This is a genomic window from Cedecea neteri (assembly GCF_000757825.1).
GTDB classification, from domain to species: domain Bacteria; phylum Pseudomonadota; class Gammaproteobacteria; order Enterobacterales; family Enterobacteriaceae; genus Cedecea; species Cedecea selenatireducens.
In genome coordinates this window covers 3,596,504-3,608,790 of record NZ_CP009451.1, presented here as the reverse complement: position 1 = coordinate 3,608,790, position 12,287 = coordinate 3,596,504, and the positions used below count along the sequence as shown (strand labels likewise).

At 57.5% G+C, this 12,287-nt stretch carries 12 protein-coding genes and 1 pseudogene; 6 read left to right on the top strand and 7 right to left on the bottom strand.

What is annotated here, in order from left to right:
• Positions 1–9: 9 nt before the first annotated feature.
• The 3 genes from JT31_RS16765 to JT31_RS16755 all read right to left on the bottom strand — a co-directional run bounded on the left by JT31_RS16765 (position 10) and on the right by JT31_RS16755 (position 1,552).
• Entirely contained in the window at positions 10–489 is a 480-nt protein-coding gene (locus tag JT31_RS16765) for an RrF2 family transcriptional regulator (RefSeq protein ID WP_008458195.1), read from the bottom strand.
• A gap of 265 nt (positions 490–754) precedes the next feature.
• Positions 755–1,279, bottom strand: coding sequence for a GNAT family N-acetyltransferase (locus JT31_RS16760; RefSeq protein WP_038479633.1), 525 nt, complete (start codon positions 1,277–1,279; stop codon positions 755–757).
• A 3-nt stretch (positions 1,280–1,282) separates the two neighbouring features.
• A complete protein-coding gene (locus tag JT31_RS16755; RefSeq protein ID WP_038479630.1) occupies positions 1,283–1,552 on the bottom strand; it encodes a DUF1778 domain-containing protein in 270 nt (89 codons plus the stop codon).
• A 285-nt stretch (positions 1,553–1,837) separates the two neighbouring features.
• Here JT31_RS16755 and cbpA point away from each other — a divergent pair, with 285 nt between their 5' ends.
• From cbpA to JT31_RS16740, 3 genes are all read left to right on the top strand, one after another.
• Complete coding sequence (gene cbpA / locus JT31_RS16750; protein WP_038483241.1) at positions 1,838–2,758, top strand: curved DNA-binding protein; 921 nt, start codon at positions 1,838–1,840, stop codon at positions 2,756–2,758.
• Complete coding sequence (cbpM, locus tag JT31_RS16745) at positions 2,758–3,063, top strand: chaperone modulator CbpM (protein ID WP_038479628.1); 306 nt, start codon at positions 2,758–2,760, stop codon at positions 3,061–3,063. Before cbpA ends, cbpM begins: the two co-directional genes overlap by 1 nt.
• Before the next feature lie 149 nt (positions 3,064–3,212).
• Positions 3,213–3,572, top strand: coding sequence for a hypothetical protein (locus JT31_RS16740; protein ID WP_038479625.1), 360 nt, complete (start codon positions 3,213–3,215; stop codon positions 3,570–3,572).
• A gap of 49 nt (positions 3,573–3,621) precedes the next feature.
• Here JT31_RS16740 and JT31_RS16735 read toward each other — a convergent pair whose 3' ends face one another.
• Positions 3,622–4,302 (bottom strand): nitroreductase, encoded by a 681-nt coding sequence (locus JT31_RS16735; RefSeq protein WP_038479622.1) that lies wholly within the window; start codon positions 4,300–4,302, stop codon positions 3,622–3,624.
• 122 nt (positions 4,303–4,424) lie between these two features.
• Here JT31_RS16735 and JT31_RS16730 point away from each other — a divergent pair, with 122 nt between their 5' ends.
• Positions 4,425–5,357 (top strand): LysR family transcriptional regulator, encoded by a 933-nt coding sequence (locus tag JT31_RS16730; RefSeq protein WP_038479619.1) that lies wholly within the window; start codon positions 4,425–4,427, stop codon positions 5,355–5,357.
• On the opposite strand, the pseudogene JT31_RS16725 reads toward JT31_RS16730, so the two are convergent.
• A pseudogene (locus JT31_RS16725) lies at positions 5,354–5,755 on the bottom strand (type II TA system antitoxin MqsA family protein). The gene JT31_RS16730 and the pseudogene JT31_RS16725 sit on opposite strands and share 4 nt — an antisense overlap.
• Positions 5,756–5,893: 138 nt before the next feature.
• Here JT31_RS16725 and JT31_RS23890 point away from each other — a divergent pair.
• Positions 5,894–6,037, top strand: coding sequence for a hypothetical protein (locus JT31_RS23890; RefSeq protein WP_158399825.1), 144 nt, complete (start codon positions 5,894–5,896; stop codon positions 6,035–6,037).
• Here JT31_RS23890 and JT31_RS16720 read toward each other — a convergent pair.
• Positions 6,009–7,040, bottom strand: coding sequence for an SDR family oxidoreductase (locus JT31_RS16720; protein WP_038479616.1), 1,032 nt, complete (start codon positions 7,038–7,040; stop codon positions 6,009–6,011). The genes JT31_RS23890 and JT31_RS16720 overlap by 29 nt on opposite strands.
• Positions 7,041–7,121: 81 nt before the next feature.
• On the opposite strand from JT31_RS16720, the gene JT31_RS16715 reads away from it, so the two are divergent.
• Positions 7,122–8,087 carry an AraC family transcriptional regulator gene (locus tag JT31_RS16715; protein ID WP_038479614.1) on the top strand — a complete coding sequence of 322 codons (966 nt, stop codon included), beginning with the start codon at positions 7,122–7,124 and terminating at the stop codon, positions 8,085–8,087.
• Positions 8,088–8,157: 70 nt separating this feature from the next.
• Here the strand turns inward: JT31_RS16715 and JT31_RS24195 are convergent, their stop codons facing one another.
• Positions 8,158–12,237 carry an autotransporter outer membrane beta-barrel domain-containing protein gene (locus JT31_RS24195; protein WP_144244056.1) on the bottom strand — a complete coding sequence of 1,360 codons (4,080 nt, stop codon included), beginning with the start codon at positions 12,235–12,237 and terminating at the stop codon, positions 8,158–8,160.
• Between the last annotated feature and the right edge of the window lie 50 nt (positions 12,238–12,287).

The window sequence follows — 12,287 nt, the reverse complement described above, 5'->3', positions numbered from 1 at the left end:
TTGTGGGGCTTAGTGGCCTTTTTTGTACAGCGCCTCAAGCTCGGGCACCGGCTGGCAGCCGCTGGTATCGCTCTTTTTCACTTTCTCCAGCGCGCTTGCCACGGTATGACGAGCCAGCACCGCCAGAGACGCCTCTTCGGCTTCTTCTGCAATCGTTTTGAAGTACCAGCAGGCGTTGGCGCTGACCACGCAGCGGGCAGGCACGTCCGGGCGGGACGCCCAAATCTTTTTGTCTTCAATCACCGACAGGTAAATATCTCGCAGGGTTATCTCTTCGGCCGGGCGGCCAAGATGAATGGAACCGTTGCGCCCCAGCGTCGAGACAATAATGCCGTCGCGCGTGAGGGGAACCATCAGTTTACGGATAAAGCTCGGGTTAGCTTCCAGACCATAGGCCAGGATGGCGCTGGTCGAGCGTTCACCCATTTGCTCCGCCATCGCTACGCTGAGAACCATCTGCAAAGCTGTCGGGAAGCGGTAATCTAACATTTCATTTTCCTGGGTCGCGGTGAATCTTGTTCTTTTTGGCACCGCTAGGTGAATAATCAATGAGCAACAATATAACAAATGTAGCGTTTTTTTTGAAGCAATCTGAGCTTTAGCTGGGAGCCAGCTCAAAATAACCGAAAGCTCAATTTTAATAAGTTACGGAACTAAACTATTCAAAAAAACAAATTCTGTCAGGTCGGTTAATTAATTCAAGTATTTGCCATACTGAATAATAAGTCATGTCACAGAAGATCAAATAGATCGCTTATTCTTGCTCAAATAATTTCTCAATCGAGCGGGTAGGATAAAAAAGCGAATTGTTGTTTTTTCCCACCAGCGGAATAAACCCTAATTTTTGATAAAAGCGCTTCGCATTGTCGTTAATGGCATCGACAAAAATCCCATGAACGCCCACCGCCTGCGAAGCTAAATAAACCACCTTCATCGCATGCGCCACTAGCGTCGAACCCCATTCCTGGCCCTGCAGATCTTTGTGAATCGCCAGCCGCCCCAGCGTCACGCTGGGGACATTGGCATAAGGGATTTTTCGCTTCTGGGTGTTTGACGGCAGCGCCTCTTTTTCAAAGCAGCTGCCGGACAAAGTGTAGTAACCCAGCACTTTGGGATTGGCGTCCTTTGTCACAAGAAGATAGCCGCGTAAAAAGCGGCCATTATGCTGCCGGACAAAGTGCTCGGAGAGAAACGCATTCAGAGAAGCTTCACCGCAGTCGAAGCCGCGAAAATCATACGCAGTTTGTTCTGAAAATAATTCAATCATCAGGTCTGCCACGGCTTACTCCATGTCTTTCAGACGCCTTGTTGCACGTTTGAGCCTGTCATCCGGTTCAGGCGGGTTGCTGATAGCATCCATCACAAGGTTCCATGATGCTTCATTCAGGACCAGGCGGCGATGTTGCTCGATCACTTCCGCAGCGCGCGCAGACGCACAGGCAATCATAAACTGAGTGATCGTCTGGTTGGACATTGCCGCAGCCTCTTCGATCATGCTTTTGTCGTCGTCGCTTAATCTAAGATCGATACGCTGTTTTTTTAAAGCTGGCATCCTGTATTTACTCCCGCACTGCCGCAGGTGTCAGCAGTACGATAAAATCAATGAACAACTTAAGGCTAGCCACTTAAATATGTACGGAAATATTCCGTACAATGACGATATGCTCATTGGCGCAAATTTTCAACAACTAATCTCGACCGTCCTCAAATCCTGCCAGATCGTCGCACCTAAAAATCCCGTTATAACGGCCCCACCTTCCCCCAACGGGCCTATACTTATTGGCGACACTTTCCGCACGTTCTGTTCTGCATGCACCGATTTATGCGAGATAACGATATGGAATTAAAGGATTATTACGCCATCATGGGCGTGAAACCGACGGACGAACTCAAAACCATCAAAACCGCTTACCGCCGCCTGGCGCGCAAATATCACCCCGACGTCAGCAAAGAGCCCGACGCAGAAGCCCGCTTTAAGGAAGTGGCTGAAGCCTGGGAAGTGCTGAGCGACGAGCAGCGCCGCGCCGAATACGACCAGATGTGGCAGCACCGCAACGACCCGCAGTTTAATCAGCAGTTCCACCAGGGCGGCGAGCAGAGCTACAACGCCCATGACTTCGAAGATATCTTCTCTTCTATGTTCGGCCAGCAGGCCAGGCAGTCTCGCCAGCCGCACGCTGCACGCGGCCACGATGTAGAGATCGAAGTGGCGGTCTTCCTCGAAGAAACGTTGGCCGAACACAGCCGCACCATCAGCTACAAGCTGCCGGTCTACAACGTCTTTGGCATCGTCGAGCGGGAAATCCCGAAAACGTTGAACGTGAAAATTCCGGCGGGCGTCGGCGACGGGCAGCGCATCCGGCTCAAAGGCCAGGGCACGCCGGGTGAAAACGGTGGGCCAAACGGTGACCTGTGGCTGGTGATGCACATCGCGCCGCACCCGCTGTTCGACATTGTCGGCCACAATCTGGAAGTCGTGGTGCCGCTGGCGCCGTGGGAAGCCGCGCTGGGCGCCAAAGTCGAGGTTACAACGCTCAAAGACAGCATTTTGATGACCATTCCAGCGGGCAGCCAGGCCGGGCAGAAGCTGCGCATCAAGGGCAAAGGGCTGGTCAGTAAACAGCATACCGGCGACCTGTTCGCGGTAATTAAAATCGTGATGCCGCCTAAGCCAGACGAAAACGCTGCGGCGCTCTGGCAGCAGCTCGCAGACGCCCAGTCGGCGTTCAATCCGCGCAAAGATTGGGGGAAAAAATAATGGCTAACGTCACCGTCACTTTTACCATCACCGAGTTCTGCCTGCACACCGGCATTCAGGCAGAGGAACTCAATGAAATCGTCGGGCTTGGCGTCGTCGAACCTTACGATTTTGAGGTCAAACCGTGGCAGTTTGACGACCACGCGATCAACGTCGCGCAGCGAGCACTGCGGTTAAGACGAGAATTAGCGCTGGACTGGCCGGGCATCGCCGTGGCGCTCACGCTGCTCGAGGAGAACGAACGCCTGCGCCAGGAGAATCGCCTGCTCAGACAGCGGATAGGGCGTTTCATCCGCCACCCATAGGCACATAACCTGGTGGATTATTCAGAGAAATATATCCACCAGCCGTGAATGTCCTGATTCATTTAGGATTATTACCTAAGGCAACTTCCGCTTCGCTGTGCCAGGCTTATTCACGGTCATAAGGACTGATAACGTTTGTTGAGGATATTATGAAAAAAACGATCATCGCTTTATCTGCAATTCTGCTGGCTGCTCCTGTTTTTGCCGCGACCACCACACACGCAACAGATGACACCGTCGCCGCGGCGCACGAAGGCGCTAACACCGCCAAAGAGAAACTGCACCAGGCAGAGAACAAAGGCGAAGAGCTGAAGCTCAAGTCTAAACATGCCGTCGAAGGGAAGAGCGACAGCACGGGCAGCAAGATAAGCGAAGGCTCCCAGAAGGCATGGCATAAAACCAAAGAAGGCACCGAGAAAGGTTGGGACGCAACCAAAGAAGGCGCTGAAAAAGGGTGGAATAAAACCAAAGAAGGCGCTTCTGACCTGAAGAAAAAAGTCAGCGAATAATTCGCCTTCTCTGAAGAAAAAGCCGCGAAAGCGGCTTTTTTTATGCCCGCTAGTTATGCAGCGTTACGCTTTCGTCCACGCTCTGACGCCACATGCGTACGCCAGCGGAAGGTGCATCCGGGTCGGCATAACCAAAAGAGATGCCGAACAGCAGGCGATAGTCATCCGACACGCCCAGAATTTTACGCGTCGCGTCAGCATGGAAGCCCAGCAGCGTTTGCGGAATACCGGCAAAACCGCGTGCCGCAAGAGACAGCAGGAAGCTCTGGCCGTACATACCGATATCTGACGCCACGCGCACGTTGTCGCCAAACGACGGCATAAACAGGAAGGCCACGTGTGGCGCCCCGAAGAAGTTGAAGTTACGCAGGTAGGCTTCGCGGCGTTTCTCTTTATCATCGCGGGCAATGCCTAACGCATCATAATAAACCTTCGCCTGGCGCTGGCTGCGCTCGTAGTAGTCGCCGTGGAAGTCGTCATAGCTGAAGCTGAAGTCCGGCGTTACGTTGCCCGCAATGTCGTTCTCAATCATCATCTTTTGCAGCGCGTCTTTGGTTGCGCCGGAGACAATATGCACGTTCCACGGCTGCGTATTGCAGTTGGACGGGGAATATTGCGCATCCTGCAAAACGGCCTGAATCTGCTCGTTGGTCAGCGGCGTAGACAGAAACGCTCGCGATGAAAAACGCTGGCGCACGGCCTCGTCAAAAGCCAGAACCTGATTGCTCATACCATCCTCTCTGTTTATAACCCGGCAATGTGCCGGAAAGATTTGCTGCCGAGGATGTTAGCGCTGCCGGGCATAGCGAAAAACCGTATAATCCCTTAAAGACTTTTGCGGAAACTGCACAAATGAAAGATCTTAGCCAGATAAACGCCCGCTCGATACGCCTCTTCCTGGCGGTCATCAGCGAAGGCAGTTTTTCCGAAGTGGCCCGCCAGGAAAATCTGTCCCCCTCTTCCGTTTCGCGCACCGTGATTCAGCTCGAGCAGTCTCTGGAGACCCAGTTGCTTTACCGCAATACACGAGCGGTGGCCGCCACCGATGCGGGGAATATCTACGCCGCCGCGTTCCGGGAAATGCTCAGCCAGCTTGAGCAGGCGCAAACCCAGATTGGCGAGCGTCGCCAGCAGCCCGGTGGCGTGTTTCGCTTTAACGCCCCGGTCTCCTTCGGGCTGCGCCACATTGCCCCGTGGATTGCCGAACTCAGCGAGCGCTACCCGGCGTTGCGGCTGGAGCTAAACCTGACCGATAACTACATCGACCCGCTGGCGGACGGTACGGACCTGCTGCTGCGCATTGCCCCGGTGCAGGACAGCTCGCTTCACGGGCGCTTCATTACCCGGCAGCGTGCTTATCTGGTCGCCAGCCCGGCCTACCTCGAACGCTACGGCTTACCGCAAACGCCGGAAGACCTGCACGGCCACAGGCTGTTGGCCTACCGCGGCCTGATGGGGCTGCAGCGCTGGTACTTTACGAAGGGTGAAGAGAAGCTACAGCTCCTGCCGGAGCCTAAAATCGTTTCCGGCAATGCGGAGATGCTGGTGAAAGCCGCGGAAGACGGCGCGGGTATCGTGCTGTTCCCGGACTGGCAGATAAGCGACTCGCTGCGGACTCAACGGCTGATTCCGTTGATGACGGATTACACCGCGTCTTACAGCGCCACCGATCATTCACTCTATATGCTGTACCCCGGCGGCCGCTTTCCGTCGCTCAACACCCGCACCGTCATCGACTTCTTTATGGGGAAGTTTGGTTCACCGCCCTACTGGCAGGACGTTTAACTTGTTTTGAGTTCTTCGAAAAGCTCAGGGTGTTTATCCAGGGCTTCAAATAAGAGGATTAATGGACGTGGCGGAGCAATACACCCGGTTTCATAGCGGCTGAAGGCATTTGCGCCCCCGCCAAAAAACTCCGCAGCCTACGCCTGGTTCAGTTTTAAACGCTTCCGCACCGCCGCGATAAAAGCAGGGTCGACCTCCTGAGCGTTCACTTCACGGTTAAATGCCAGCATACCGGTGAAATACTCTTCACCTTCCCCGTCGGCGAAAACAATTTCGCCGCAATCATGGCAATGCAGCCCGGTCACGCCTGGAAACGTCTTTGAATGGCCTTTGTATTCATAATGAATATCACGGGCTTCATGAACGGCATGATTGCCACCGCACACTGGGCATTTCATATCAGGACTCCTTAGTATTTGCTCTGACCATAGAGTGAATAACACTCAGACGGGTGTGGGGCGTTCTCTTCTCCATGAGATTAACCTGTGTGTAAATTGACCAGATTCAAATCCTCGAGACATCTTCAGAAATGACCGATGCCCGGCAGCGTGGGCGATATTCTGGCGACGCAGGGCGGAGAAGCCCTGATGAGGCAGGCGCTTTCAGATAGCCTTAGCGTGGCCACGGCTGAAGGCCACACGCTGCCAGGGTTTATTTCTCCAGTAAACCCAGGCGAATAAAGCTTTCGGCGGTGGCGACAATAGCCTCCTCCGGGGAGCGCGGCGCCCAGCCGAGCAGGTTTACCGCTTTCGCGTTGGTCACATTCATGTCCACACCGAGCAGAGTCAGCGACCCTTTCATACCCGGATTTTTGTGCGCCGCCAGGCGCACCATCCAGTCCGGCAGCGCGAGGGTGGAGACTTTGCTGGCGGCTTCACCGAGGTGTTTACGCAGGATTTTTGCCACCTCAACCATCAGCAGACTGTGGCCGGAACTGGCAAGGAAGCGCTCCCCGTTGGCGGCAGGATGCGTCATCGCCAGCCAGTGCAAATCGGCCACGTCGCGCACGTCCACAAAGCAAGAGTTGATGTTCGGGTTGCCCTTTTGCCCGTCCAGCATGTTTTTCACCAGCCGCGTGGAGTGGGAAAAATCAGGCCCTAATACCGGCCCCATCACCGCCACCGGGTTCACCGCCGACAGCTCAAGCCCGCGCCCCTCTTTTTCGATAAACGCCCATGCCGCTTTTTCAGCCATCGTTTTCGACTTCTGATATGGCCAGACTTTACCGGAGACGTCACTCCAGTCCGTTTCATCGAACGGACGACGGTGGCCTGCGGGATGCCCAACGCCAACGGCACCAAAGGCAGAGGTAAGCACCACGCGCTTAACGCCCGCAAAGCTTGCGGCGCGGAGCACTCGCAGGTTGCCGTCCACCGCGGGTTTGATCCAGTCATCGTCGGTGGCGTGGTTGCCAGAAGGCGTCGGGGAAGCGCCGTGCATCACATAGCTACACCCGGCCATAGCATCTGCCCAGCCTTCATCCGCCATTAAATCCGCAACGAAAAAGGAGAGACGATCGCCTGGTTCACAGCCGCCCTCTTTCAGGTTTTTGAGCACTTCTGCTTTGCGGTCAGCGGAACGCACGGTGGTGCGAACTTCATAGCCTTTTGTCAGCAGCGTAATAATGCAATGCTGGGCAATAAATCCGGTCCCGCCGGTAACCAATACGCTATCTTGTGTCATGCTTCTGTCCTCTGTGGCCTGGCAAGCAGGCGGTATACATTCATTTGCTGCACAGAATAAAGCCCGACCTCTGGATTTTGAATGCTTGAAAGTCCGTTATACTTGCGTGATAGTACGGCAATGCATACCGACCCGTTTTCTGAAATCCTCAAATTTGCCGACGCCGAGTCGCTGGTTACCGGCGGCTTTACCGCGGGCGGCGACTGGGCGCTTCACTTCCCCCCGCCGGACAAAATCAAGTTCTTCGCCATCGTCAAAGGCAGCTGCTGGGTGATGCTCGAAGGCCATCCGGAACCGATCCATTTTTGCACCGGCGACGTCGGCCTGCTGAATGCCAGGCGGGCGTTTATTGTCGCCAGCTCGCCGGAGATCAAGCCGGTCGATGCCATGAGCGTTTTTAAGGCCGGAGAGCGGAACTACGCCGCCCTGGGGGAAGGAAAGGAGTTTGAGTATATGGGCGGCCACGTGCTGCTGGACCCCAACCGCGGGCAAATGCTTGCGCAGGTGCTGCCGCAGTGGATTCACATTCCGGCGGCGTCGCCACAGGCGGCTTCGTTTCGCTGGCTGCTCGATCGATTGATAGCCGAACGAGAAACGGCCCTGCCCGGCACGCAGCTCGCCTCCGCGCAGCTTTCACAGCTGCTGTTTATTCAGATCCTGCGTGCCCATTTGCAAACCAGCAGTTCGCTTCCGGCAGGTTTACTGCGCGCACTGGGAGATGCCCGCCTTGCCCCGGCGCTGCAGCTTATCCACGCCAACCCGGCTCGGAACTGGCGTCTGGAAGATCTCGCCAAAGCCTGCGCCATGTCGCGCACCACATTTGCAGAGTATTTCCGTAACGTATCGGGTATTACGCCCGTGGCTTATCTGACCCAGTGGCGTATGCGGCTGGCGGAGAAAGCGTTGCGCGAGCAGGCAGACCAAATTGCCATGGTGGCCCAGTCCCTCGGTTACACCTCCGAAAGCGCCTTTAGCAACGCCTTTAAGCGCGAAACCGGGCTGTCGCCCAAAACATGGCGTAACGCCGCCCGCAACACGGTAAGTTGAGAATAAAAAAACGCCGCACAGTGGCGGCGTTTGAATGGCCGCAAACTTCGCGACCGCGTTGTGTGGTTTATCAGAACCCGTATTTCACACCAATCATCGCGGAGGTGTCATGGTAGCCTTTATCGCCAATTTGCTGCGCGACGCCGCCCCACATATTGAGGTCATGGTAAATCTGCCCCTGCACGCCAAGCTTGAGCTGGCCGATGTTGCGGGCCCCCTCTTCATTGAGCTGCGTATCCCCCATTTTCACACCAAAGTTTTTGCTGTTATGCAGCCAGTCAGCCTCGACATAAGGCTTGAATTCACGCCCTTTGCCGTCGTCCTCTTTGCGGTGACCACGCAGGTACAGCCGCACGCCCAGACGAGACTGCAGGTTGCCCTGCCCGCTGTCCTGAATGCGAGTGCCGTTAACCTCGGTGTGATCAGGGCTGTGTACGCCCATCCAGGTCAGCTGCGCCTGAGGTTCAAGATAAACCGCCTGGCGCTCGCTTTCGCTAAGCAGCATGTTATAGCCACTTTCCAGCGACGCGGTGAAGCCCCGGCTCTTGTAGTCTTCGTTCGGCAAATCGTCACTGCTTACTCGGTTGTTAAACCAGTTGTACATCACCCAGCCATCGACATAGACGCCTTCGCGGGACACGGCGTTCTGATACCAGGTACCGTATGCGCCGACGCTGTAGCCGTCCATCTCTGACTCAGAGCGATAGCCGGTCAGATTCGAACGTGAGTTGCCGCTAACGTTACCGTAACCGGCCATCAGGCCTGCGCCCCAGCGGTCGGTCTGATTGCTGGTGCCGTGTAAGAACTCGTTCCCCATCTGTGCAACATAGCGGTTAGCGCTGGAGCTGATCTGGCCTTCCCCGGTATGGAAGCGGTTTTGTCCGCCCTCCTGACGCAGCCAGAAAGTGCTGCGGGTCAGACCGCGCTCGTCCAGTGGAGCACGGTATTCGGTGGCCCCTTCACGATCGTCCAGCGTCAGGTTAAACAGCGTATTTGCCGCCGCCAGATTCACTAGGTAGCTGCCGACCTCAGGGCGATAAACCCGTACAGGATCTGGCTGCGTTGGCGTAATCGGGGTAACCGGGATAACCGGCGGCTCCGGAGGCAGGTTGCTCATAGAGGTCAGGTACCAGTTCTGCCCCTTCTGCACCAGGCTGTAGTCCCATGCCCCGGCAACGATACGCCCGGACTGGGTAAACGCGCCCGCCGCAGAGTTCCCGTCAACGGTCACCACTTCAATACCCTGCTCGGTTTGCGCCCCCTGGCCGCCAACGTTATTGACAGTCAGAACGGTTGAACCAGAAGTGCCACCATGGATAACCAGTTTGTCGGTCAACGAACTGTCGTCCCCCAGCACGGTGTTAACGTTCAGCTGGCTGTTGGCCCCGCCGATATAATCACCGCTAACATTAAGACGGTTGCCGGCAATGTTAGCGTTCCGGGAAAGATTAACGGTGCCGCTGTTATTCAGAGCGCCGTTCACGGTAAAGCTGGCTGCAGCATCGTTGTTCTGCAGCGGGCTGCCAACGGTTAAGCTGCTGCCGGTTTCCAGCGTGGCTGCGCCTATGCTGCCGGTCCCGGAAAGCTCGGTCAGGCTCCTGGCCGTCACGTCGCTGACCAGAGTTCCCGTGACATCCAGGCTCCCTTCCGCCAGCGTAGTGGTGCCTGTGTAGGTGCTGTCGCCGGTCATTGTCAGCGCGCCGCTGCCCAGTTTGGTCAGGCTGCCGCTGCCGGTTACGCCCTGGCTGATGGTCGTGTTAAATGCCTGGGTATCCAGCGTGCCGCCCGCGCTTTCCAGCGTGATGGCACGTTCTAAATCAAAGCTATTGCTCAACTGCAGCGTACCGCCGTCAAAAGTCAGCAGGCTGGCGGCAGAGCCCAGCGCGCCGTTTTCAGCGACCTGTAAGATACCTTCATACAAAGTCCATGGCGTTGTAGCAGCCGTGGTGTTGTTCAGCACCCAGGTGCTGGCACCCGTTTTATGGAAATGCTCGAAACCTTCATATTGAGCAGTATCGCCAATGCTGGCCGCATCAAACTGGCTGTCCGCCGCTCCGCCCAGGATAAGCGTATCGTCCCCGGCCGTGGCCTGCACGTTACCCAGCACGTTATAGCCGTCGCGCAGCTCCAGCGAGTTGGTCCCGCCGGTAAACAAAACGGCCTGAGAGCGATTTTGCCCATCGAAATCCATCCCGCCGCTAAGGGTACCGCTGTTGACGATGGTCATATTGCTACCGCTGATACCCACCCCGCCAACGCCCACGGCCCCTACGCCGTTATTGCCGCCCGCCGTACCCGGTTCGCCACCGTTGCCCCCGGATATCGTGCCGGTATTTACGACGCTACCGCCGCCGGAGGTAATGTTGATCCCCGCGCCGCCTGCACCGCCGGCATCACCGCCACCGCCGCCGCCGCGATTGCCCGTCCCGCCCAGAATTGTACCGTTATTGACGACCATGCCGCCGGCACCAATCAGGACGCCGCTTCCGCCTTCGCCCCCGCTACCGCCGTGGCTGGCATTGCCACCGCTGCCGCCGCCGGTTCCCCCTAGCCCACCGGTGATACTGGCGCCGGTATCGTTGGTCAGCGTACCCTGGCCGTCAATGGACAGGCCGTTACCGCCTTTTGCCCCGGTCCCGCCGTCTGACGTTGGGCTGCTGCCGTTGGCGCCCGCGCCGCCGTTGCCGCCGACAAACGAGCCCTGGTTAGTGACGCTCCCGGCGCCAATAATGGAGACAGCATCACCCCCAGCGCCACCGACACCACCGCCGCCGGCAGAATCATCGCCGCCTTTACCGCCGGTCACTACACCGGTGGATTCGTTAACAACATCGCCCCCGCCGTTGATTTCAATCCCAATACCGCCCGCACCAGAATCCCCCCCCTGCGAGGTACTTAAATTGCCGCTACCGCCACCGCGATTGCCGAGGCCGCCGGTTACTTCACCGAAGTTACTGACGCTGCCGCCGCCCTCAAGCGAGATCCCGCTGCCGCCTTTACCGCCATCGCCGCCGTCGCCACCGGTGAGATTATCCCCGCTGCTGTTGGAGTTACCGCCGCCGCCTGTCCCGGCGTTGCCGCCCACAATATGACCGCCTGCGCTGTTAATGACCTTACCGCTGCCTTTGACGGTGATGCCGCTGCCGCCGTTGCCGCCCGCAGAACCATAACCTACGATGCCGGTTCCCTGGCCGGACTCAACGGCCCCGCCGTTACCGCCGTCGCCGCCGTCGCCGCCGTGGATATTACCGTTGTTAGTGATGGCGCTGGTGCCGCTCAGCAATACGCCGTTTCCGCCCTCTGCAGCTTCACCGCCTTTGCCGCCAAAACCGGTAACATCAGCGTTGTCTTTGGTGTCCGCGTTTGCCGCCAGGCCGCCCGTCGCACCATGCCCGCCGGTGATGGTTCCGTCGTTGGTGATATTGCCGCCCTGTGTCGACATGATGCCGTCGCCTCCGGCCCCACCGGCACCGCCGCTCCCGCCGTGTAATTCTTCGCCCGGTGTGGTTTGGCTGTTAGCCGTTGCGCTCCCGGTATTACCGCCGGTGCCCCCGTCGCCCCCGCTAATGGAGCCAATGTTGCTATAGCTGCCCGACCCGGTAATCAGTACACCCGCCCCGCCTTCACCGCCGTCACCACCGCTGCCGCCGTTACCTGCATCGGCAACATCGGTGGCGTTGCTGCCGCCGTTGCCCCCGCGCCCACCATTACCGCCTTTGATGTCGCCGCCGTTGCTGCTCTGGTTATTGCCGCCGACAACTTCACCCGCTGAACCACCGCCGCCGCCGCCGCCGGCAGAACCGCTGCCGTTGGTGGCCGTGCCGTTAGGCTGCTGGCCTACGCCCCCGGTTGCGGTACCCGGTGGCAACGAATTATCCACGCCATCCACGCTCCCGGCGCCGCCATTTTCCCCCTGGCTACTGCCCTGCCCACGCTCACCGGCCCCCCCGGCACCACCGTTACCGCCGATGCCCGTTGTGGTGTCCATTGTGCCGCCACCGCCACCCTGAGCGCTGTCAGAAACGGTTGAAGGTGCACCTGTCTGGCCGTCAGCGGCGAGCACATACTGTGGGGCGGTGCTTAACAACGCGGCGCCGATTGCGGTGGCAATCAAATGTCGCTTACCGGGGGTCTGTAATAAATGGGGCATTTCCGTCCTCTTTAACTCTGCGGAGTTATGTTGATTCGAAATATCAGAAA